The 23,719-nt window shown below is 34.2% G+C and carries 18 protein-coding genes and 5 pseudogenes; 16 read left to right on the top strand and 7 right to left on the bottom strand.

Annotation, left to right across the window (positions count from 1 at the left end):
- Positions 1 to 11 precede the first annotated feature (11 nt).
- The 6 genes from AAGD95_RS04695 to AAGD95_RS04670 all read left to right on the top strand — a co-directional run bounded on the left by AAGD95_RS04695 (position 12) and on the right by AAGD95_RS04670 (position 5,018).
- On the top strand, positions 12 to 362 hold the full coding sequence (locus tag AAGD95_RS04695) for a YraN family protein (protein WP_341818336.1): 351 nt from the start codon (positions 12 to 14) through the stop codon (positions 360 to 362).
- 41 nt (positions 363 to 403) lie between these two features.
- On the top strand, positions 404 to 964 hold the full coding sequence (gene atpH, locus AAGD95_RS04690) for an ATP synthase F1 subunit delta (RefSeq protein WP_341818335.1): 561 nt from the start codon (positions 404 to 406) through the stop codon (positions 962 to 964).
- The gene (gene atpA, locus AAGD95_RS04685; RefSeq protein ID WP_341818334.1) at positions 961 to 2,502 is read left to right on the top strand and encodes a F0F1 ATP synthase subunit alpha; all 1,542 of its coding nucleotides are present in this window, start codon (positions 961 to 963) and stop codon (positions 2,500 to 2,502) included. The genes atpH and atpA overlap by 4 nt, the downstream gene beginning before the upstream one ends.
- Positions 2,503 to 2,511: 9 nt before the next feature.
- Complete coding sequence (greA, locus tag AAGD95_RS04680; RefSeq protein ID WP_341818333.1) at positions 2,512 to 3,006, top strand: transcription elongation factor GreA; 495 nt, start codon at positions 2,512 to 2,514, stop codon at positions 3,004 to 3,006.
- 6 nt (positions 3,007 to 3,012) lie between these two features.
- On the top strand, positions 3,013 to 3,666 hold the full coding sequence (ribB, locus tag AAGD95_RS04675) for a 3,4-dihydroxy-2-butanone-4-phosphate synthase (RefSeq protein WP_265035471.1): 654 nt from the start codon (positions 3,013 to 3,015) through the stop codon (positions 3,664 to 3,666).
- A 71-nt stretch (positions 3,667 to 3,737) separates the two neighbouring features.
- The gene (locus tag AAGD95_RS04670; protein WP_341818332.1) at positions 3,738 to 5,018 is read left to right on the top strand and encodes a M48 family metalloprotease; all 1,281 of its coding nucleotides are present in this window, start codon (positions 3,738 to 3,740) and stop codon (positions 5,016 to 5,018) included.
- A 28-nt stretch (positions 5,019 to 5,046) separates the two neighbouring features.
- Here AAGD95_RS04670 and AAGD95_RS04665 read toward each other — a convergent pair whose 3' ends face one another.
- Together AAGD95_RS04665 and fabG are read right to left on the bottom strand one after the other, a co-directional pair.
- Positions 5,047 to 5,379, bottom strand: coding sequence for a TrbC/VirB2 family protein (locus AAGD95_RS04665; RefSeq protein WP_341818331.1), 333 nt, complete (start codon positions 5,377 to 5,379; stop codon positions 5,047 to 5,049).
- A gap of 99 nt (positions 5,380 to 5,478) precedes the next feature.
- The gene (gene fabG / locus AAGD95_RS04660; RefSeq protein WP_341818330.1) at positions 5,479 to 6,213 is read right to left on the bottom strand and encodes a 3-oxoacyl-[acyl-carrier-protein] reductase; all 735 of its coding nucleotides are present in this window, start codon (positions 6,211 to 6,213) and stop codon (positions 5,479 to 5,481) included.
- A gap of 265 nt (positions 6,214 to 6,478) precedes the next feature.
- Here fabG and AAGD95_RS04655 point away from each other — a divergent pair, with 265 nt between their 5' ends.
- The gene (locus AAGD95_RS04655; protein WP_341818329.1) at positions 6,479 to 7,999 is read left to right on the top strand and encodes an HlyD family type I secretion periplasmic adaptor subunit; all 1,521 of its coding nucleotides are present in this window, start codon (positions 6,479 to 6,481) and stop codon (positions 7,997 to 7,999) included.
- A gap of 36 nt (positions 8,000 to 8,035) precedes the next feature.
- A complete protein-coding gene (locus tag AAGD95_RS04650) occupies positions 8,036 to 8,818 on the top strand; it encodes an IS982 family transposase (RefSeq protein ID WP_341818839.1) in 783 nt (260 codons plus the stop codon).
- Here AAGD95_RS04650 and AAGD95_RS04645 read toward each other — a convergent pair.
- Positions 8,815 to 9,666, bottom strand: coding sequence for an IS982 family transposase (locus AAGD95_RS04645; protein ID WP_410542088.1), 852 nt, complete (start codon positions 9,664 to 9,666; stop codon positions 8,815 to 8,817). The genes AAGD95_RS04650 and AAGD95_RS04645 overlap by 4 nt on opposite strands.
- 104 nt (positions 9,667 to 9,770) lie before the next feature.
- On the opposite strand from AAGD95_RS04645, the pseudogene AAGD95_RS04640 reads away from it, so the two are divergent.
- From AAGD95_RS04640 to AAGD95_RS04615, 6 genes and pseudogenes are all read left to right on the top strand, one after another.
- Positions 9,771 to 9,893 (top strand): annotated as a pseudogene (locus AAGD95_RS04640) (IS982 family transposase); the annotation flags it as partial.
- A 583-nt stretch (positions 9,894 to 10,476) separates the two neighbouring features.
- Positions 10,477 to 11,241, top strand: coding sequence for a cytochrome c oxidase subunit II (gene coxB, locus AAGD95_RS04635; RefSeq protein WP_341818327.1), 765 nt, complete (start codon positions 10,477 to 10,479; stop codon positions 11,239 to 11,241).
- A gap of 15 nt (positions 11,242 to 11,256) precedes the next feature.
- On the top strand, positions 11,257 to 12,807 hold the full coding sequence (gene ctaD, locus AAGD95_RS04630; protein WP_341818326.1) for a cytochrome c oxidase subunit I: 1,551 nt from the start codon (positions 11,257 to 11,259) through the stop codon (positions 12,805 to 12,807).
- A 1-nt stretch (position 12,808) separates the two neighbouring features.
- Positions 12,809 to 13,696 (top strand): heme o synthase, encoded by an 888-nt coding sequence (locus AAGD95_RS04625; RefSeq protein WP_341818325.1) that lies wholly within the window; start codon positions 12,809 to 12,811, stop codon positions 13,694 to 13,696.
- Between the two features lie 176 nt (positions 13,697 to 13,872).
- The gene (rnhA, locus tag AAGD95_RS04620; protein WP_341818324.1) at positions 13,873 to 14,310 is read left to right on the top strand and encodes a ribonuclease HI; all 438 of its coding nucleotides are present in this window, start codon (positions 13,873 to 13,875) and stop codon (positions 14,308 to 14,310) included.
- Positions 14,303 to 17,368, top strand: a complete 3,066-nt coding sequence (locus AAGD95_RS04615) for an AsmA-like C-terminal domain-containing protein (protein ID WP_410542075.1) — start codon at positions 14,303 to 14,305, stop codon at positions 17,366 to 17,368. The genes rnhA and AAGD95_RS04615 overlap by 8 nt, the downstream gene beginning before the upstream one ends.
- A 288-nt stretch (positions 17,369 to 17,656) precedes the next feature.
- Here the strand turns inward: AAGD95_RS04615 and AAGD95_RS04610 are convergent.
- Both AAGD95_RS04610 and AAGD95_RS04605 read right to left on the bottom strand, forming a co-directional pair.
- Positions 17,657 to 18,507: pseudogene (locus AAGD95_RS04610) on the bottom strand (IS982 family transposase).
- Between the two features lie 575 nt (positions 18,508 to 19,082).
- A pseudogene (locus AAGD95_RS04605) lies at positions 19,083 to 19,913 on the bottom strand (sodium:proton antiporter); the annotation flags it as partial.
- A 101-nt stretch (positions 19,914 to 20,014) separates the two neighbouring features.
- Between AAGD95_RS04605 and AAGD95_RS04600 the strand changes: the two are divergent.
- Positions 20,015 to 20,865, top strand: a pseudogene (locus AAGD95_RS04600) (IS982 family transposase).
- Between the two features lie 14 nt (positions 20,866 to 20,879).
- Here AAGD95_RS04600 and AAGD95_RS04595 read toward each other — a convergent pair.
- Positions 20,880 to 21,287 (bottom strand): annotated as a pseudogene (locus tag AAGD95_RS04595) (sodium:proton antiporter); the annotation flags it as partial.
- 214 nt (positions 21,288 to 21,501) lie between these two features.
- Between AAGD95_RS04595 and AAGD95_RS04590 the strand changes: the two are divergent.
- Positions 21,502 to 22,422: an RluA family pseudouridine synthase gene (locus AAGD95_RS04590; RefSeq protein ID WP_341818838.1), complete on the top strand. Its 921-nt coding sequence runs from the start codon at positions 21,502 to 21,504 to the stop codon at positions 22,420 to 22,422.
- A gap of 7 nt (positions 22,423 to 22,429) precedes the next feature.
- On the opposite strand, the gene AAGD95_RS04585 is transcribed toward AAGD95_RS04590, so the two are convergent.
- Positions 22,430 to 23,692: an MFS transporter gene (locus AAGD95_RS04585; RefSeq protein WP_265035654.1), complete on the bottom strand. Its 1,263-nt coding sequence runs from the start codon at positions 23,690 to 23,692 to the stop codon at positions 22,430 to 22,432.
- Positions 23,693 to 23,719: the final 27 nt, after the last annotated feature.

The following is a 23,719-nucleotide window of genomic DNA, read 5'->3' as shown; positions in this document are numbered from 1 at the left end:
TTGTTCTTCTTATGGTAAGTAGGTTACGCTACTTTATAGGTTACTTTGGCAAATTGTTAATTTTAGCGTATTTAAGGCTGAAATGGTATAATGTTATAAAACGCCGTTACCGTTGTAAGTTCGGTGAAATTGACTTAATTGTATCTAAAAAAAAGGAGCTGATTTTTATAGAAGTTAAAACAAGTTTACTTGGAAAAGAAATACCGATATCTCATCTTCAATGTCAGTCTATTATAAATTCTTCTAAGTATTTCTTAAGTAAAAACCTTAGTTTTTTAAATTATTCACTCAGATATGATTTATATTTTCTTTCCTTAAAGAGAAGACCTGTTTATATAAAAAATGCTTGGATTGAAGAATGAAAGATTTGTAGCTGAATTAATTTAGATTTACTGGATTTAATATGAAAAAGACCCAATACAATAATTTAGTTTCATCTTACGCTAGAGTGCTGTTTCCTGTCTCAGGAAGCAGGTTAGGTATTATAAGGAAAGAAGTAGAATTTTTGTTGGCTTTTTTTAAGGATCAACGTGACGTTTTTGTGTATCTATCCCATCCTATGATTTCTTTTGCACAGAAAAAAGAAGTGATGCTTTCTATAAATGAGCACTTGAGTGAGAATTTAGTAAAATTTATTATGGTTGTATTTGCAAATAAACGCTCTAGTTTATTGATCCTTATATTAGAAAAATTCTTAAGTCTTGCAAGAGAAAATGAAAATGAATTCGAAATTACTATAAAGTCAGCAGAAACTTTAAAGGGATCTGATATAAAAATAATTACTGAATCTTTGAGCTTTCTTGGTAAAATAATAAAAGTAAGCAATGTGGTTGACCCTTCTATACTAGGTGGCTTCGTAGTTAGGTATGGTTTTAATTTGATCGATGCTTCGCTAAAAAGTTACTTGGATAGGTTAGTTGACTTAAGTAAAATGGAAATATTAAAAGTAAGGAATTTTGTATGAAGAACAGTATGAATGTTTCTGAGATAGCAAGTATAATAAGAGAAAAGGTTGAGACGTTTGATAATCCTATAAAGCGGGAAAATATAGGTGAAGTAATTTCAGTAACAGATGGTATCGCATTGGTTTATGGGCTGGAAAAAGCAAAATTCGGTGAAAAGGTATTTTTTGCAAGTGGTGTAGAAGGAATAGTTCTTGATTTAGATCATGATACGGCTGGAATAGTTGTGCTTGGTAATGACCGTGATGTGAAAGAAGGAGACGTTGTAAAATGTAGTGGTGATGTTGTGCAGGTGCCTGTAGGGCATGAATTGTTAGGGAGAGTTGTAAATGCGTTGGGCCATCCTATAGACGAAGGTGGGGAAATTAGAGCCAAAAACAGAATGGATATAGAATCTAAAGCGCCAGGCATTATTGATCGTAAGTCTGTGCATGAGCCACTGCAAACAGGAATTAAAATTATAGATTTGCTAATTCCAATAGGTAGAGGGCAGCGTGAATTAATTATTGGTGATAGACAAATTGGTAAAACTACTATTGCGCTTGATACTATTATCAATCAGAAGAAGATTAACGATGAGGTAAACGAAAATCAAAAAATTTACTGTGTTTATGTTGCTATTGGACAAAAAATTTCAACAGTAGCAAAAGTAGTAAATAAGCTGAAAGAAAGCGGAGCATTAAAGTATACAACTGTAGTTGTGGCTAGTGCATCTGACTGCGCGCCTATGCAATTTTTAGCACCTTATGCTGGTTGCACTATTGGGGAATTTTTCCGTGACAATGGAATGCATTGTTTGATTGTATATGATGATTTATCTAAGCATGCTGTGGCATATAGGCAGATGTCTTTATTGCTCAGACGTCCTCCTGGTCGTGAAGCTTACCCTGGAGATATATTCTATGTACATTCTCGCTTGCTTGAAAGAGCTGCTAAAATGTCTGATAAAAAAGGGCAGGGGTCTTTAACTGCTTTGCCAATTGTCGAAACTCAAGCTGGTGATGTATCTGCATATGTGCCAACAAATGTTATTTCAATTACCGATGGACAGATCTTTCTTGAGTCTGAATTATTTTATAAAGGATTTCGACCTGCAGTAAATATAGGTTTGTCAGTTTCACGGGTTGGTTCTGCTGCACAACTAAAGTCTGTGAAGAAAGTTGCTGGTTCTATTAAGCTAAGCTTAGCTCAGTATAGAGAATTAGAAGATTTCGCAAAATTTGGTTCTGATCTTGATGCTAGTGTTCAATTATCCTTGAGTAAGGGTAAATATCTTGTCGAGTTATTAAAGCAAAAACAACATTTACCTATGTCAATAGAAGAGCAAGTAGTGCTGATATATATTTTTTCTAACCTGTATAATCAGTTAAGTAAAATACAAATAAGTTACATTAATAAATTTGAACATGATCTTATTAATTATTTTCATACTGTGCATCCTGGGGTTTTAAAAAAGTTGTCAAATGACATGAGTGATGATATAAAAGGTGATATTTTTAACATTGTGAGTAATTTCGTTACTCAATTTAATTGCGTTTAGGTGGTGATTATGGCTTCATCCATTATTAATAAATTTCCTATGACGAGGGAAGGTTTTGAGAATATGCAAGCCGAACTTGAAAAATTAAAGGAAGAAAAACCTTCTGTTATACAAGCTATTTCTGATGCTCGTGATCAAGGTGATTTGTCTGAAAACGCAGAGTATCATGCAGCACGGGAAAGGTTAGGTTTTATTGAAGGCCGTATAATGGAGATAGAGAGTAAGCTCTCACATGCGGAAATAATAGAAGTAAAAAATTTGTCTGGTGATTCAGTAATGTTTGGTGCAACTGTGACATTAAGCATGTTAAGTGATAATAACGGTGAAGTGGAGTATGTTTATAAAGTTGTAGGCGAATATGAAGCTGATGTTTCAAAGCAGTTAATATCTACTAGTTCACCACTCGGGAGTGCCTTAATCGGCAAAAAAGTCGGTGAGTATGTGGAAGTGACAGTGCCAAATGGAGAGAAATTGTATAAAATAGTTAAGATTGAATTTAAGTAAATTATTATGGTACAGGCCACTTATGCTTCAATGAGTCTACCCGGTATTTCTTCTGTGGAAGATGTGTTAGAGGATGCTCGTTCCGGTAAATTATTCATTTTAGTTGATGATGAAAATAGAGAGAATGAAGGTGATTTGGTTGTCTTAGCTGAAAAAGTAAAACCAGAACATATGGCTTTTATGGTTAGGTACGGTACTGGCATTGTGTTTTTAGCTATGACAAAGCTTCATATGAATAAACTAAATCTTGAGTTTATGAGAAGAAGTAATGTGGATGAAAAGCTTACTCCTCATACTGCATTTACTACGTCAATTGATGCGCGTTATGGCATTACAACAGGTGTTTCTGCTCATGATAGAACGCATACGATACTTACCGCTATTGATGAAAAGAGTACTAAAGATGATATTATTACTCCTGGGCATGTTTTTCCTATTATTGCAAATGATGGTGGGGTTTTAGCACGCAATGGTCATACTGAAGCAAGTGTTGAAATAGCAAAGTTAGTTGGCTTTAATCATGCAGCTGTAGGGTGTGAATTAGTGAATGATGATGGCTCTATGATGCGCTTACCTGAGCTGCTTGAATTTGCTGAACATCATAAAATTAAGTTAACCACCATCGACAAACTTATCAGTTACGTCAAAAAATCAAACTAGCGTTTATAAATTTGTATAATTTAAGTGTTAAAATATAAAATTCCTGTAAGTTGTACAAATACAGAATTTTCATGTTTAAAATTGCTAAGTTTTTGACTTTATTGTTCTTTTTTGCATATTATAATAATGCTTACTCTATTAACATTATTAGAGATAGTGAAGTGGAAGCAATAGTGAAAGAGCTAGCGCAACCTTTATTTTCTGCTGCGGATGTTGATAGTGACCGAATGAAGGTTTTTATAATTAATGATAATTCGATTAACGCTTTCGTAATTAGCAATAATAGTATTTTCATTCATTTAGGGCTTTTACAATATTCGGCTAAACCTTATGTTCTGCTTGGTATATTAGCACATGAAATTGCTCATATATCTGCTGGTCATATATTGCAAATGAGTGGTGCTATGGGTTATTTTCAATCAATAGCAATGATTAGTTATATGGTAGGATTAGTTTCTAGTATTATCATTAATCCTCAGATTGCTGGTGCAATTTTGCTTAGTGGTGTAGCGCTTAGTTCAAGGCTGTTTTTTAACTATTCTCAAGAGCAAGAAAGTGTAGCAGATAGCTATGCTTTAAGGTATCTTGATGAATCTGGCTATGATAATTCAGGTATGAAAGAGATTTTTGACTATTTTAAAAGTATTGAGCATGAGAACACCGAGGAATATTTCCGCACTCACCCACTTAGTGATAAACGCATATTTGCTGTGCAAAATTATAAGGTTAAAAACAATGTAAAACCAATTTTTGCGGATAAATTACTAAAGTTTGAGCGTGTGGTTGCAAAGCTAGACTCTTTCTTTACTCCTATTCATGTGTTATCTAATAAATATGAAGGTAATTCTGAGTATGTAAATGCTATAGTTTACTATAGGCAAGGAAAGATAGAAGAGGCTATAGCTAAAGTTAATTCATTGATTCAAGAATCACGCAATGACCCATACCTATATGAATTAAAAGCAGAAATGCTATACAAGGCTGGAAATTTAAGTGAAGCAATAAAAATCTATGAAGAATCGCTTAGGTATTTATCTGAGAAGAATAGTTATTTAGTAAAACTCGCATTATCTCATACTTTATTATTACACGGTGATGCAAAAAAGGCGATTTTTTACCTGGAGCAGATTTTGAATGTAGAACCAAATAACGCCTTTGTCTGGAAATATTTAAGCATTGCATATAAATGTGAAGCTGATACGGCAATGCATTATTTTGCCTTGACAAAAAAGGCTTGTATTGAAGGTGATTTAAAGCAATTTACAAAATATGCTAGGCTAGCTGTTAAAACTCTACCAAAAGATAGCCCTTATTTGTTGCAAGTTGAAGATATGAAACGATTTAATGGATAACAAAAAAGCATTTCTGCACTTTTATGGGTTATTTTTGTCCACACTTTTCCAACATAGCTTTTGCTTCATCGCTTACGTTGGGCATAATTTTCGTTATGATAGTTTTAGCGCCAAAAAATACACCACAGAACATGCCTAGAGCAAAGAGGGCTGGCCATGGCATCCTGCCAAATATTGCAAGCAAAGCTGCACCAATTATTACTACCGTCATAAGTGGACCGCCTATCCCCCAAACATAACCAATAATATTGCATATTACTTTAGTTGTGTCATCCATATCAGAGTCAGCTGCATAACCTGAGAAAGAGAAAAGCAATACTACACAAAAAACACTAAAAAATCTTTTTATTATAGAGCTCATTTTTTTGCCTTTAAATAATAAATTAACGCAAACTTAAACCTACACTACACATTTTTTATTTTAAAGTAAAACTTATAATTTGTCCATACATAAGTGTTGCTACATAAATAACCCACCATTAATGTTAAGCACATGCCCTGTTATATATTTTGCTTCATCACTTGCTAAAAATAAGACCCCTGCTGCTATTTCTTCCCCTGTTCCCATTCTTTTCATTGGAATATTATCTAATATTTTTCCCTTTTGTCCTTCATTTAAAACTTCAGTCATTTTAGTATCTATAAATCCAGGAGCAATACAATTTACTGTTATATTACGACTTGCAACTTCTTTTGCTATAGATTTGCTCATAGCTATTATTCCAGCTTTAGATGCTGCATAATTTGCTTGCCCGGCGTTTCCTGTCAGCCCTACTATTGAGGAAATATTTATAATTCTTCCCCAATTATTCTTAATTAGTTTCTTACATGCTTCTCTACTCAGCTTAAATGTAGAGCTCAAGTTAATATCAATTACTTTTTGCCATGCTTCATCTGTCATCCTCAATAATAAACTGTCTCGCGTAATGCCCGCATTGCATACAAGCCCGTCAAAGCCTTCCATCAACTCACTTGCTCTATTTATTAGTTGATTTACTTCCTCAGCATTTGATAAGTCACAAGGGAGTATGTGTATATTTTTTTCATATTGTTTAGCAACTTCTTCAAGCACTTCTTTTTTTGTGCCAGAAATACATAAAGTTGCTCCGGCTTTATGCATAATTTTTACAATTGCTTGCCCTATTCCGCCTGATGCGCCAGTGATCAGGAACTTTCTGCTTTCCAATCCAAACATAATAACTTTATATTGTCTTAACTCCTAACAGAATATTGACTGGTTGGCAATAGATTTCTTACATAATATAAGTAACTCAGATATTCACAAAATAAAGGAAAAGTTATAATAAAGTTAAACGTCAAAAAATTTTAAAAACATAGTTGATGCAGAAATTGTTACTAAATAGTTTATTCTGGTGCTCTACAGTCTAAATGGAATGCTTAAATTATAGTTCTTTGTTTTTCTGTGTTATCTTGAGTTAACACAAATTCACAGTAGTATTATGATAAGTAAGTTAAAAAAGCTTAGCGCTGGATTTTCTTTGACAGCCTTGATTGGCCATAGTGATAATATAAATATGCAAGGAGCAAAAAATAAAAAGAAGAAGTACCCAAAATTTTTGGATAAGACGTTTGCATTGATTGATGCAGTGATAAATTTTATTTTAAAACGCGAAAGTAATAACGTAAATGAAGTCCTGAAAGTAACATGGGGGCCACTATCTTTTGGTCTGATAGTGATACTCATCTTTTTTGGAATAGGCGGTATTTGGTCGGCTATAGCTCCAATTGACGGTGCGGTGCATGCAAGTGGAGAAGTTATTGTATCTTCAAATAGGAAAATAGTTCAACACTTGGGCGGAGGAATAATAAGCAAAATTTTAGTAAAAGAGAGCCAAGCAGTTAAAAAAGATGAGCCTCTAGTTTTGTTGAGTGATGTTAACGAGAAGGCGAATTTAAGTATTATCAAAGAGAAGCTCTTATCATTTTTAGCAACAGAAGCAAGGCTTCTTGCAATCAGAGTAGATTTGGACACGCTCGAGTTTCCTGATGAGGTTAAAAAATTATCTCACGATGAACTTGTAAATAAAGCGATAAAGAATCAAGTAAAGTTGTTCAACTCTCAGAGAAAGAGCATATTGGGAAAAACAGACATACTGCAACAACGTATAAAGCAGTTAAATGATGAATTAGCGGGGCTAAACTTTCAACTAAATGCAGCTCATAAGCAATATGACTTGATAACTGAGGAGTTGGAAACAAAAAGACAATTACTTGATAGTGGCCATATAAGCAAACCACACATTTTAGCTTTAGAAAAACAGTTTGCTGAAATTGAAGGCAGAGTTGGACATTACCGTTCTGCAATATCTCAAGTGCAGCAAAAAATTGGAGAGAACGAATTAGAAATTATAAACGTAAAAAATGATTCTCAAGAAAGAGCAAACGCTGAACTTAAGGAAGTTAGTACGTCTATTGCAGACTTGAAAGAGAGGCTGATGGTTGCTGAAGATTCACTGGCACGTACAATAATTAAATCCCCTCAAGATGGGATAGTTACAGATATAAGATACCATACTGAAGGTGGTGTTATACAATCTGGAGTTCCGATCATGAGCGTAGTGCCATCGGATGATGACTTAATAATAGATGCTAAAATTCAGACCAGAAACATAGAAGAGGTACTGTCAGCACAAAAGAAAGATAGCAACATAGTCTCTATTGATGGGCTAGAAGGACTAAAGGTTAAAGTCCGGTTAAGTGCTTACAGTGCACGTCGTTTAAGTTTAATTAGTGGTATAGTAAGCCATATTTCTCCTGACGCTCTTGATGATCCAAGACTAGGGCGTTATTATTCAGTGCGCGTGGTGATACCAAAGTCAGAGCTTGCTCAGTTTAAAAATGTATACCTATACCCTGGTATGCCAGCAGAAGTGTACATAGTTACTCAATCCCGTACTCTTTTATCATTCTTGTTTACGCCTATAATTGCAACAGTCGATAGGTCTTTTATAGAAAGGTAGCTCACTCGTTAAAGTAGTAACGCGAATTCTGGATTAATAGATGAGGTTAACCATGGAAGATATAACAAACTGTTTTGTTTGGTCGATGATTTTTGCAGAGATATAGAGAAAAATTTTGCAGGTAAACTACTGCCAAATGGTAAAAAACCCACAAGAACAACGGAAATTGAGCACTCCGAAATCATGACAATAATCCTGCTATATCAACAATCTCCGTGTAAAAATTTCAAAACTTTCTATCTACATTACCTAACGTTGCTCTACAAATCAGAGTTTCCAAAGTTGCCTTCATATACCAGGTTTGTTGCTCTAAAGCCTAGGGTTTTGTGGCATTTAGCAATGTTGTTGCATTGGCTTTGTGGACAGTCAGAAAACACTGGAATTTCATATATAGACACAACTCCCATTGCAGTTTGTCATGCAAAAAGAATATCCAAAAACAAAGTTTTTGCTGGAATTGCAAAATTAAGCAAGAGTACTTACGGCTGGTTTTTTGGTTTCAAATTACATATGGTAATCAATGAAAATGGTGAAATTCATTCACTTACGCTAACAAAAGGCAATGTTGATGATAGGATACCTGTGCCAAATCTGACGGAAAAATTAACCGGCCTTTTGTTTGGTGACAAAGGTTATATTGCAAAAGAGCTTTTTCAGAAGCTGTTTGACCGAGGTTTGAAACTTGTTACCAAGGTGAAAAAAGGTATGAAAAATGCATTGATTTCGCTAAATGAGAAGATTTTACTGAGAAAAAGGTCTATCATTGAGACTGTTTTTGGTTACCTAAAAAATAGACTAGAAACGCGAATTCTGGATTAAGGAAGGAAGAAAGTATAGGAAATAGAAGGCTTTTTGGATTTGATGGAATAGGAAATGAGAGTAGAAAAGATATGAACCAAAAAATTAACAGGGGATCTATGGCGAGTGTGTTCAATTTCTAGTCTATTTTTTAGGTAACCAAAAACAGTCTCAATGATAGACCTTTTTCTCAGTAAAATCTTCTCATTTAGCGAAATCAATGCATTTTTCATACCTTTTTTCACCTTGGTAACAAGTTTCAAACCTCGGTCAAACAGCTTCTGAAAAAGCTCTTTTGCAATATAACCTTTGTCACCAAACAAAAGGCCGGTTAATTTTTCCGTCAGATTTGGCACAGGTATCCTATCATCAACATTGCCTTTTGTTAGCGTAAGTGAATGAATTTCACCATTTTCATTGATTACCATATGTAATTTGAAACCAAAAAACCAGCCGTAAGTACTCTTGCTTAATTTTGCAATTCCAGCAAAAACTTTGTTTTTGGATATTCTTTTTGCATGACAAACTGCAATGGGAGTTGTGTCTATATATGAAATTCCAGTGTTTTCTGACTGTCCACAAAGCCAATGCAACAACATTGCTAAATGCCACAAAACCCTAGGCTTTAGAGCAACAAACCTGGTATATGAAGGCAACTTTGGAAACTCTGATTTGTAGAGCAACGTTAGGTAATGTAGATAGAAAGTTTTGAAATTTTTACACGGAGATTGTTGATATAGCAGGATTATTGTCATGATTTCGGAGTGCTCAATTTCCGTTGTTCTTGTGGGTTTTTTACCATTTGGCAGTAGTTTACCTGCAAAATTTTTCTCTATATCTCTGCAAAAATCATCGACCAAACAAAACAGTTTGTTATATCTTCCATGGTTAACCTCATCTGTTTTTTTATAACTGCTGAGTTTACCCTGTTTTCTTGCCTTTTCTATTCTCCTTTAATCCAGAATTCGCGTTAGAAATTGAACACACTCGCCATAGATCCCCTGTTAATTTTTTGGTTCATATCTTTTCTACTCTCATTTCCTATTCCATCAAATCCAAAAAGCCTTCTATTTCCTATACTTTCTTCCTTCCTTAATCCAGAATTCGCGTTAAGAGATGCCAAAGACCTTCATGAAACTTTGCCCATTTGGCTTCTCTAAAGATTTCGTTTACAAAATCTAGTAACTCAGCTATGCAGAATGAAAAAAGTTTGTATGGTATATAAATAGTGTGTTTTTTTTGTAATTATTTTCTATAATACGCAAACCTTTGGTTCAGTAAATGCTACCATAGGCATTAAAAGTTAATTAACAAACTGCAATGTATAATGAAATAAAGAAACTTGTAAGACTTTGATCTTACAGATTATAAACTTGTCATAAAGTTTAATAGTGTCTGTTACTGCTTTTAGGTGTGAGGCTAGAGGGTTATTAGCAGTAACAGACACTATTAAACTTATTATAGAATTTACTTAAAGTAAATACTTAATTTAAAATATTATAATATTTTTACTTACAATAGATTTATGTAAATGCTTTTTTCCTCAAATTAGTATTGTACTATTATACTTGTTGAATGCTAAAAAATTATTAACCATCACTAATCTCTATTTGCATAGTAAGTTTATATATACTATTATACAGTATATCACTTAGTTTTATAGCAAACAAACAAAAGATATGGTGAAGTTATTTGCACTATTGATAATATTTTACTCAAATATATCTGTTGCCTCTGCTCCTACTTCCTGGCAATTTGGATTTCCTGCTCCTGCAACTGAAGTAATGGAGGCTGTAGTTAGGTCACATTCATTTGTGATGCTTGTGATGGTTACAATAATGCTTTTTGTGTGGGCGCTGCTTGCTTATATAGCGTTTCGCTTTCGTAAAAGCAAAGTAACAAACATAAGTAAAACTACCCATAGTGTTCCTTTAGAAATTATTTGGTTTGTTATACCAACTATCATTGTTGGAATATTAGCCTTTGAAAACGCTAAATTACTGAAGCTACAGGAAGAAATACCGAAAGCTGACATAACACTAAAAGTTATTGGCCATCAATGGTATTGGAGCTACCAATATCCAGAATATCAAGGTGTGTCATTTGATAGTTATATCAAGGGAAAAGATGACTTTATTGAAGGGGATTTGAAGCTATTCTCTGTTGATAACAACATCATTTTACCCGTTAATACTAACGTTCGTTTACAAGTTACAGCAGGAGATGTGATACACAGTTGGGGAGTGCCGGCTTTTGGTGTAAAAATTGATGCGATACCAGGAAGGCTGAATGAGGCGTGGTTTAATATCAAAAAGCCTGGTGTTTATTACGGGCAGTGCTACGAATTGTGTGGTCAAGGCCATGGATTTATGCCAATTGTTGTTGAAGCAGTAAGCAAAGCAGATTTTAATAAGTGGATTGAAAATAGAAAATTAGTGAGTTAAATTTGGAGTATAGATATGAGTGACGCACCAAAGGGCATAAAGCGTTGGTTGTTTTCCACCAACAATAAAGACATAGGGACACTGTACATTATTTTTTCCATATTAGCTGGAATTATTGGTGGATTATTATCGGTGGTTATTCGCACTCAGCTAATGCACATTAATATACTTAACAATAACTATCAATTATATAACGTAATGGTTACAGGGCATGCGTTGATAATGGTGTTTTTTATGATAATGCCAGCCCTCATGGGAGGATTTGGTAACTGGTTTGTACCTCTCATGATTGGCGCACCAGATATGGCATTTCCTCGTATGAATAATTTAAGTTTTTGGTTATTAGTGTCATCTTTTATTTTGCTCATTCTCTCAGTGTTTATTGGTGAAGGTCCAGGTACAGGTTGGACTTTATATCCACCTTTATCACAGGTAATGTCCCATCCAAGTGCAGGAGTTGACATTGCTATACTTGCACTTCATGTTGCTGGTATGTCGTCAATTGTTGGGGCAATCAACTTTATAGTTACTATATTTAACATGCGCGCAAAAGGAATGTCATTAACTAAGATGCCACTATTTGTTTGGTCTGTCTTGCTAACAGCGTTTATGTTGATTGTTGCCTTACCAGTGCTTGCCGGTGCTATAACTATGCTTCTTACTGATCGCAATATTGGTACTTCCTTTTTTGATCCTGCAGGTGGTGGTGACCCTGTGTTATTTCAACATTTATTTTGGTTTTTTGGTCATCCCGAGGTTTACGTAATTATTTTTCCTGCATTTGGCATCATAAGTCAGGTTGTATCAACTTTTTCTCACAGACCTGTATTTGGTTACATAGGAATGGTTTATGCAATGATAGGTATAGCAGTATTTGGCTTTATGGTTTGGGCTCACCATATGTTCACTGTTGGGCTTAGTGCTGACGCTGCTGCATTTTTTAGCACTACCACAATTTTTATCGGTGTTATAACTGGTGTAAAAGTCTTTAGCTGGATTGCAACTATGTGGGGCGGAGCAATTGAGTTTAAAACCCCTATGCTATTTGCGTTGGGTTTTATTTTCATGTTTGTTGGCGGTGGCATAACGGGAATAATTCTTTCTCATGGTGGAATAGATAAGCTTCTGCATGATACCTATTATGTTGTTGCTCACTTCCATTATGTCATGTCACTTGCTGCATTATTTGGAGCTTTTGCTGGCTTTTATTATTGGATTGGTAAAATGTCGGGTAAACAATATAATGAGCGCTTAGGTCAAATCCACTTTTGGCTTACTTTTATTAGCACCAATATCACTTTTTTACCTCAACATTTCTTAGGATTAGCTGGTATGCCAAGGCGTATACCTGATTATCCTGATGCGTTTATCCCTTGGAATTATATATCCTCAATTGGCTCATATATGTCCTTTGTTTCAGTTATGTTTTTTGTGTTTATAGTTATACATCTCTTTAAATGGGGCAAGAAAGCTGGAGATAATCCTTGGGAAGGTGACACCTTGGAATGGACGGTATCTTCACCACCGCCTTTTCATACTTTCGAAAAACCACCAGTGGTAAAATAGAATGTACACAAGTGTTTTGCTAAATGTTGAATCAACAATACTGGATTTTTTGCGTTTGCTGAAGCCAAGGATAATGTATCTTGTGGTATTTACTGCAGTTGCTGGTATGGTTACTGCACCAGGTAGTATGCACCCTTTTCTAGCACTAATATCTCTTATATGTGTTGCTCTTGGCTCAGGATCTGCAGGTGCTATAAATATGTGGTATGACAGAGACATAGATCTGCTCATGGAAAGGACAAAAAACCGCCCTATACCCTCAGGTAGAATTTCTGCAGAAAGCGCGCTTGAATTTGGTATAACTCTTGGAATATTATCAGTATTTATAATGGCAATAGCAGTAAACTATATTTCTGCTGCTTTGCTTGCAGTTAGCATATTATTTTACGTTTTCATATATACAATTTGGCTAAAAAGGCGCACTCCGCAGAATATCGTTATCGGTGGTGCAGCAGGTGCTTTTCCTCCAATGATTGGCTGGGCAGCTGTGACTAATTCTGTCAGTTGGGAAAGTTTCATTTTATTTTTAGTAATTTTTATGTGGACTCCACCACACTTTTGGGCCCTATCTTTAAATAAGTCTGAAGACTATGCAAAGGCATCAATTCCAATGTTCAATATTGTTTATGGTCCGGAAAAAACAAGAAAATATATATTAATTTATAGTGTTTTGCTGGTGCTAACTAGCTTGCTTCCGGCTCTATTTTTGAAAAAGGCTTTACTTTATCTAAGCATGGCAACCTTTGAAGGTTGCGTTTTTATTTGGTACGCTGTATCTGTTATGAAGTTCAAGAATCACAGCTCACAGAAAAAAATGTTTTCTTATTCAATTTCTTATCTATTTTCCCTATTCGCCAGTATTATTTTTTGTTCTATTGATTTATTTTAGTTATGAAAGAACGGCAGAAGCATAAAAACTATTTTTTACTTTTCCTTTTGGTAATGCTCGTTGTCACACTTTTTTTTGTTTCTATAATAAAATTTAAAGGTGCAGCTTAAACTACCTTTAGAAATTGTGCTTTCATAAAAGCAACTATATACTTTATTAATTCATTACAGTTAAAGATGAGTAAAAAAGAAGTGATAATATACACGGATGGGGCGTGTTCTGGTAATCCTGGAGCGGGAGGATGGGCAGCTATCATATTATTTCAAGATTATAGAAAAGACATTTATGGTAGAGAAGAAAATACCACAAACAATAAAATGGAGTTAACAGCGGTGATCAATGGGCTGAAAGTATTGAAATTTTCTTGTAATATTAATTTATATACGGATAGTCTTTATGTTAAGAATGGCATAACAGAATGGATAAATAAGTGGAAAATGAATGGCTGGAAAACAAGTAATAAAAAATCAGTAAAAAATATGGAATTGTGGAAAGATCTAGACAACGTTGCTTCACAACACGAAATTGATTGGAAGTGGGTTAAAGCACACAGTGGCGATAAGTATAATGAGGAGGCTGATAGTTTAGCAAGAAAAGCAATAATCGATGCTTAAAAAAATTACTATATTATTTTCCGTAGCTTTATTATTCATATTGTGCTTCTTTATTTTTTTTAAGCCTTTAGAAATCAATATTAATTATATTGATTTTTATGTTAAACATAAAATATCAAAAATATTTGTTGGCTCAAGCGTTAATATGGAGAATACCTCAGTTGTTTGGCAGAAAGATGGCAAAGATCCGTATTTAGTCATTACGGATTTGGCAATAGCAAACCCTAATTTTACTATAAAAGTTCCTGAGCTTTTTGTACATTTTAAGTTAAGTTCCTTATTTAAAGCTAGCACAAATCTCTCTCAGGTTTCAGCTGATAATGTGCATGTATATATCAAGAGAGAAGAAACTAATGTTAATCCGCAAAACTCATTAGACCTTTTGGATAATCATTATTTAAGTAATAACCGCCTTCCTTCGGTGTCATTCCAGCGCGTGACGCTGGAATCTAGAAAAAAAGAAACAAGTGGTCAAGCTACTTGGATGACAACTGGGATGACAGGGAAGAATTTCAAGATGACAGAAAGTAGTGCAAAAAATCTATTAAAAACAATAAGGGAATTTTTTTTTGACTTAAATGCGGATTCAAAAATTGAATTTACTAACATTGCTATTGATAAAAGCACAGAAGATGAATTTTTTATTGATAAATTATATATAGGGAAGGGGGAAGATTTTAATGTTTTAGATATTCATGTGAATACAAAAGATGGAAAGGGATTTTTGGATGATTTATCAATTACGATAAAAAATCGCAACAATTTGCTAAATGTGTACGGGACATTTTATGATCTAAAATTGGGACTATTGAGCAAGTTTTCTACATTAGTTAAAAGCTACAATTTGGACAAAAATATAGGATTCAAAGGAAGCTTCTCAGTGAAAATTAATAAAAAGGATGAAATTGTAGATGGAAATATATACGTATTGAATACAGAAAATTATTTGGACAAAAATTTGGCCTTAACTAATGTAAATATAAATTTAACATATAGTGATGGAATTATTAGTGTAAAAAACTTCCATTTTAAGTTAAATGGTATGTATCTTTCTTTAATAGGCAAAATGAACTTTAGTACAAGCCATGCTTTGCTTAGAATTAATATTAGTAAGTTTGCTGCAAAGGATTTATGTACTTATGTACCAGATAGTGTAGTAAATAGTAAATTTAAAAGCTGGTATTGTGATAATATTGAAGGGAATGTTTTAAATACCATTGTAAGTTTCAATGGCAAAATTAACAATTTGGTTGATGACGATCTGTCAGACATTGTAATTGTTGCTGATATAGAAAACGGTAGCGTAAAATTTGATGAAGATTTTGAGCAAGTAAAGGAATTAAAGGGTGATTTGATTATCAAGAATAACGATCTTAAAATTACTGTAAATAGTGCTAAGTTTCAGAATTTCACTATTAATGGCGGTGATATTGAAATGAAATCTCTCAATAAGGAAAATTCAGTTCTAACCATTAATGGCCAAGCTGTAAGTGATGCTTATGGTTTATATGAGCCTATAAGATTTAAGCTGGATGATGTGGTGAAGGTTGAAAGGGATAAAGTAAGTGGAATGGCAAAATCTGTATTCAGTTTTCGCATTTTTAATCTAAATGCTGATGACAAAAAAGTAGACTTCTCAGCAAATTTTCATTCTGAAATTGACAATTTGGCCGTCTATAATGCAAGTCTTGGTAAATATGACATTAAGCTTAGTTTTGGCAGTGACTTTATAGATTTAAATGGTAGTGGTATGGTGAATAACACACAGCTATTATTTGACCTGAAAAGTAGCAATAGGAATGAAAGTTTTGCCTGGAATTTGACCGGAGATTTACCTGCTCAAATGCTTAATTCTGATGAAAGTATAGGTGGCTATGTTAATGCAAATATAGAATCGGTGATAAATCAAGATAAGACGGGGCATGTTAATGGTAATATGGATTTATCAGAGCTTGAATCACGTTCAAGTTATTTTGGGTGGAAAAATCGTTTTGAAGATCACAATAAAGTTTTGTTCTCTGTAAAGTTAAAAGGTGCCGATGAATTGTTAGTAGATAAATTAGACATTGTAGGAAGTGATTTAGATGTAAAATTCAGCGGAAGAGTAGGAAATGGAAATTTATATTTAAATTCTAGTAGCTTTAAATTGCCTGATAATGATTTTAGTATAGAAATTGAATCAGGTAAGGAAAAAAATGCCATAACTATTTATGGTGAGAAAATTAATTTGAGTGATATTTTAGGCTTGCTTGGCAAAAACAGTAATGGATTAAACAAAGATATAGAAATTAGTATGAATGTTGACAATGTAATTATGAAAGAAGGCATTGTTATAAAAGATGCTAAGCTGAATGTAACCTGCACTAAAGGAGATTGCGGTGGAAGTCAATTTACAGGACAGTTTCTAGAAGATAGCAGCAACATACTAGCGGAATACAGTGGAATAGGGCTCGAAATATATGCAGATAATGCAGGTATACTTTCGCGTTCCTTAGGCATTAGTAAATCAGTCAAAAATGGTAAATTTTCTCTTTATCTATCTCCTCAGAGAGAAAATGAAGAACATTATGGCATGTTATCTATTAGTAATTTTTATATCAAAGATGCTCCACTACTCACTACTTTATTATCGATGTCTTCGCTTCCTGGTATTGTGAATGCTATAAAGGATGAAGGTGTATACTTTTATAAATGTAATGTACCTTTCTCATACAAAGATGGCTCTGTCGAAATTGAAGAATCTTGGCTTGAAGGGGCGGAATTAGGCATTAGCACTAGCGGTAAGCTCGACATTAGAAATTATAAATTCCAAGTTGAAGGACAGGTAATACCAGCATATTCAATTAATAAATCTTTGTTAAAAATTCCTATAATTGGGAAACTTCTTACTGGCGGGAAAAGTAGGGGAATCATTTCAATAGACTATAAAGCAAGTGGTGATGACAAAAACAATAACGTATCTGTTGATCTTATCTCTTCGCTAACTCCAAACCTATTAAAGAGGTTATTGGGAGTGTTTGACCGCATTATGACAAAAAAACTGACGAAAGTGGCTTAAAAGGTGGTGTGAAAAAGAAATTTGGTTCGATATGACCAAAAGGGAAGTTGTTTAACAAAATTATATAGCTAAAGTGACTTAGATTTACCGACAATTTGAAAAACCGTCATTCCGCTACTAGTTAGCGCCGCGACGGTATGACGTGTTGCTTGGGTCAGCTATAGACAGAAAATGCAAGAATTTCAGAATGATCTGCCTAATTTTTCATCTAATTATTTAAGTGATGCCACTCCCTTTAGCCTCTCTATATTTGCTGAGGCTATACAGTTAGAAAACGCGAATTCTGGATTAAGGAAGGAAGAAAGTATAGGAAATAGAAGGCTTTTTGGATTTGATGGAATAGGAAATGAGAGTAGAAAAGATATGAACCAAAAAATTAACAGGGGATCTATGGCGAGTGTGTTCAATTTCTAGTCTATTTTTTAGGTAACCAAAAACAGTCTCAATGATAGACCTTTTTCTCAGTAAAATCTTCTCATTTAGCGAAATCAATGCATTTTTCATACCTTTTTTCACCTTGGTAACAAGTTTCAAACCTCGGTCAAACAGCTTCTGAAAAAGCTCTTTTGCAATATAACCTTTGTCACCAAACAAAAGGCCGGTTAATTTTTCCGTCAGATTTGGCACAGGTATCCTATCATCAACATTGCCTTTTGTTAGCGTAAGTGAATGAATTTCACCATTTTCATTGATTACCATATGTAATTTGAAACCAAAAAACCAGCCGTAAGTACTCTTGCTTAATTTTGCAATTCCAGCAAAAACTTTGTTTTGGATATTCTTTTTGCATGACAAACTGCAATGGGAGTTGTGTCTATATATGAAATTCCAGTGTTTTCTGACTGTCCACAAAGCCAATGCAACAACATTGCTAAATGCCACAAAACCCTAGGCTTTAGAGCAACAAACCTGGTATATGAAGGCAACTTTGGAAACTCTGATTTGTAGAGCAACGTTAGGTAATGTAGATAGAAAGTTTTGAAATTTTTACACGGAGATTGTTGATATAGCAGGATTATTGTCATGATTTCGGAGTGCTCAATTTCCGTTGTTCTTGTGGGTTTTTTACCATTTGGCAGTAGTTTACCTGCAAAATTTTTCTCTATATCTCTGCAAAAATCATCGACCAAACAAAACAGTTTGTTATATCTTCCATGGTTAACCTCATCTGTTTTTTTATAACTGCTGAGTTTACCCTGTTTTCTTGCCTTTTCTATTCTCCTTTAATCCAGAATTCGCGTTTTTAGCTATAAACATTAAGAAATTTACCAAACGAAAAAAAGGCAAAAGAAGCCCTAGTCATTGTCTATTTTCAGTATTGGCGTTTTTTAAAGTCTTAAACACTGCAATTTAGCTGCTTTTAAATGCAACTCACCTTTGTTTAAATGTTTAAGAAATTTACTAAGCAGAAAAAAAGGCAAAAGAAACCCCGTGTTAGCTAGTTGTCACTCTCTAATCCTGCAAATTGGCGTACTATACTGTCTTAAACGACTTATAAGCGCGTTTCAGCTTATATAGGTAAAAACCTAGAAATATTGTGAAGACATAAGGTGCACATAGTGCAAAAAATTAAAAATAAGACGCCAACTACGTTGTTTTCTTGCTGTTTAATCTGCACAGATGAAGATAACTGAATACCTTCAGTCTCATGATAAGGGGGCTGGCGGAGTTTGTCAAGTAATTCCGTTCCTTATGGGTAAAAAAAAGAGAAACTCTAAGTTGCAGCCGCACGATGTTTCTCTTTTCTGCTGTTGATGATTATTTCGCCTATTGTAACTGCTGCTAAAATAAAGCAGTAATATACCTGTGTTAATAAAGAAACAGGTGATACAAAGGCGATGCTACCTGCCAGCAATAGTTGAGAACCATAAGGTAAGATACCTTTTGTAGCACAAGCAAAAACATCTAATAAGTATGCACTGCGATGTGGCGCAATACTGTGTTTCTGTGCGAGTCTTTTTGCAATGCCACCACTTAGTAAAATAGCAATGGTATTATTGGCAACTAAGGTAGTAAACATAGACGCAATTCCTGCTATCACAAATTCAGCTTTAGTTTTTGTGATATTGCTTTCATCGATGAGTTTATGCAACGCTTTTTGGCCTTGTTTGTACATTATATGGCTCAACCCACCGATAAATAGAGCAAATATCATTATCTCGTTTACTTTTTTGAAACCGTCATACACGTCATGAGGAAATTGAATGATAGCATAGTCAAAAAAAGTTATTCCTAGCACACCAGCAATAATTATGTTTACAGTTATTGTTACTAAAGTGGTGACTTCAAGCAGCCCCATGATTATTAAAGAAATGTAAGGAATAATTTTTATTATAGAATAATAATCTAAATTTGATATAGAAATAATTTTTGTACTACTTGAAATTACTGCCAGATAGGTGAGTGTTATAATGCTGGCAATAATTGCAACTTTAGAGTTCATTTTAAGTTTATCTTTTGCTGAAGCTCCCTGTGAAGAAACAGATGCAATGGTGGTATCAGATATCATCGAAAGGTTATCGCCAAATACAGCACCACCTACTAACGCGAATTCTGGATTAAAGGAGAATAGAAAAGGCAAGAAAACAGGGTAAACTCAGCAGTTATAAAAAAACAGATGAGGTTAACCATGGAAGATATAACAAACTGTTTTGTTTGGTCGATGATTTTTGCAGAGATATAGAGAAAAATTTTGCAGGTAAACTACTGCCAAATGGTAAAAAACCCACAAGAACAACGGAAATTGAGCACTCCGAAATCATGACAATAATCCTGCTATATCAACAATCTCCGTGTAAAAATTTCAAAACTTTCTATCTACATTACCTAACGTTGCTCTACAAATCAGAGTTTCCAAAGTTGCCTTCATATACCAGGTTTGTTGCTCTAAAGCCTAGGGTTTTGTGGCATTTAGCAATGTTGTTGCATTGGCTTTGTGGACAGTCAGAAAACACTGGAATTTCATATATAGACACAACTCCCATTGCAGTTTGTCATGCAAAAAGAATATCCAAAACAAAGTTTTTGCTGGAATTGCAAAATTAAGCAAGAGTACTTACGGCTGGTTTTTTGGTTTCAAATTACATATGGTAATCAATGAAAATGGTGAAATTCATTCACTTACGCTAACAAAAGGCAATGTTGATGATAGGATACCTGTGCCAAATCTGACGGAAAAATTAACCGGCCTTTTGTTTGGTGACAAAGGTTATATTGCAAAAGAGCTTTTTCAGAAGCTGTTTGACCGAGGTTTGAAACTTGTTACCAAGGTGAAAAAAGGTATGAAAAATGCATTGATTTCGCTAAATGAGAAGATTTTACTGAGAAAAAGGTCTATCATTGAGACTGTTTTTGGTTACCTAAAAAATAGACTAGAAATTGAACACACTCGCCATAGATCCCCTGTTAATTTTTTGGTTCATATCTTTTCTACTCTCATTTCCTATTCCATCAAATCCAAAAAGCCTTCTATTTCCTATACTTTCTTCCTTCCTTAATCCAGAATTCGCGTTATAGGTACCATCAGCGCAACAACTCCCATAGATGTACCAATCGCAGTTGAAATAAAAGCAGAAGCCAAAAATACTCCAGGAAGTAGTAATCGTGCTGGAAGGAAATTAAGAATTAAATTAGCAACAGTGTCTGCGCTACCAATTGATTGAGTAACCGCAGAAAATGCTCCGGAAAATAGAAATCAAGCACATAGTAAGGGTATTTTGTCACCCATGCCCTTGATAACAGTATCTATGTTATGTTGAATTTTATTTGTACCACGTGAGACAGCAAAAAATAGTGCTGGTAACAAGCATATTACTGGTGAAACCTGATGAAGTGGATTATCAGTTCCGATAAAAGAAAAATAAGCACCACTTCCAAGGTATAAGATTAAAAAAATGATCAAAGGGACAAAAGCTGTCATTTCACTGTACCTCAAACTTACAACTATAACTAATTAAGTGGTCTTAAGCAAGTTTGGTTTTCACTAGTTCTACAGGAAGTTAATAGCAGAGTTTTAAACTTCATATTTAATCTACTAAATAAATAGTACATGTAGCCGAAGAGTTTATATCTTGTGCTATACTTTATTTTATGTCATGCAAATAGCTGATATTAGCATACATCCAAATAAAGCAATGGAGAATATAAAAACCATATCAGTAGAAGACGATAACGTTAGGCTGGATAGGTACATCAGAAGAATCTTTCCTGATCTAAAGCAATCTGTAATTGAAAAATCTTTAAGGAAAGGATTAATCAAAGTTGATGATTGCAAAGCAAAGTCTAGTGACAGAGTAAACTCTGGGCAAACTATAACGCTGAAGCACTTGAATTATATTGAAAACGCTAATTCTGATCGCAAATATAATGAAAAGTTAGTGAATCTGCTAAGAGAGAACATATTATATGAAGACGAATATATATTAGCTATAAACAAACCCGCAGGGGTCATCGTTCAAGGTGGCGTAAAAGTAAAGATTAGTATTAGTGATTTGCTTGACCAAATAAGAGAGGGAGAAACATTTAAAATTGTCCATAGGCTAGATAGAGATACGAGTGGAGTGATAATATTCGCACGCAATGCTAATGTTGCAAGATACCTTATGGAGGAATTTAAAGGACGAAGAGTAAAAAAAACTTATTTAGCATTGACTTCTGGCATACCGAGCAAGGATAGTGGAACAATAGACTATCCATTGGCGAAAAAATATATTTCTGGTCAAGAAAAGGTAGTTGTTGATGAAAATTCACCTCAAAATGCCATTACGCATTTTTCAATTATAGCAAAATCCAAACACAATGTTGCTTATTTAAAATTACAACCAATTACCGGCAGAACCCATCAGTTACGTGCACATTTAGCTCATATAAATTGCCCTATTCTTGGTGACGGTAAATACGGTGGTAAAAAAGCTTTTATTGATGGAGTAGCAAGTAAAATTCACCTTCATTCACATTCTTTATCTTTAAAATTACCAAATAATAAAGAAATCACTATTACCGCTCCTATTCCTAAGCACATTGAAAAGTCTATTGAAGCGCTATTTTTCGACTGAAACGATTTCACCAATCAACTTTTCTGTCTTTGGCTTTGATTTGAAGCACAGATATTAGGCTAATTAATGCGCAGGCAGTAAGATAAATGCCTGCTGCAAGTTTTGTTTCGGTTTTTTCTATAAGCCATATGCATACAGATGGAGAAAGGCCGCCAAAAATTCCTGCAGATATGTTATTTGCGAGGCTAAAGCCCGTGCACCTAACTTTCGTTGGAAATAACTCGCAGACAAGAGAATTATATATTCCAAAAGATGCACCTATCGGTACGCTTATCAATAGAAAAGTGAGCGTTACAATATAGTGGTTATCATATGATAATAGCGAAAGTGCCGGCAAACCGGCGCAAGCTAGAGCTACTAATGTAGGAATCATTACATTTTTTCTTCCAACTTTATCAGACAGTATTGCAAACAGCACTGCAGACGCTCCAAATGTAATTTCAACTATAATCCTTACTACATTTTTAATATTGATGCCTGAGAGAATAAGTTCTTTTACAGATATGTTGTAAAACATGATTGCTGAATAAACGATTGCATTTTGAGCAATACCAAGTCCAATTGCTATCACAAATGCTTTTTTATAGTCCCTGATTAACTCTAAAAATGGAGAATTAGATAAGCTTTTATTTTGATCGTGCACTTTATATGCTAAGCTCTCTTCCATTATATATCTTGTTAAAAAACCTATTATGCCCATAATGAAACAGAAATAGAAAGGCAATCTCCAGCCCCAAATTTCATAATTTTCACCTGTAAACTTTTTGCAAACAGCTATCATTACAAAGCATGTAAGAGAACCAAGAGCGCCGCTAAAAGGTTTCATGCTTCCCAGAAATCCTAGATTTTTTTTATCGCTTGAATGCTCTATTAAAAAGGCTGAGTTGATACTTGTTTCTCCACCCGCTGCCATTCCTTGCATGATTCTACACAATAGAAGTAGTATAGAAGAAAATATTCCTATTTCTTTATACCCAGGTATAACTCCAATTACAGTAGATGGTATTGAAACTAATATCACTGAAGTAAGTAAAACTTTCCTTCTACCGGATTTATCTCCAATGTAGCCAAAAATAAATGCACCAAGTGGCCTAAATCCAAAGCCAACTGCAAAGGTACCGAGAAATTTGATTGTGCTTAAATAATTACTTTCTGAAGGAAAAAAAACGTTGCTTATTATATGCGTTAAAACTCCAAACAGAGTTACTTCATACCATATAATCATATTGCAGATTATGCTTGATAGTATTGCCTTTTGGATATTATTCATGATTTTCAATTTGCCATAATGTAATAT

Source organism: Wolbachia endosymbiont (group B) of Ennomos erosarius (assembly GCF_964026905.1).
Classification (GTDB): domain Bacteria; phylum Pseudomonadota; class Alphaproteobacteria; order Rickettsiales; family Anaplasmataceae; genus Wolbachia.
The sequence above is the reverse complement of the archived record's forward strand: the minus strand, read 5'-3'. Positions and strand labels throughout refer to the sequence as shown.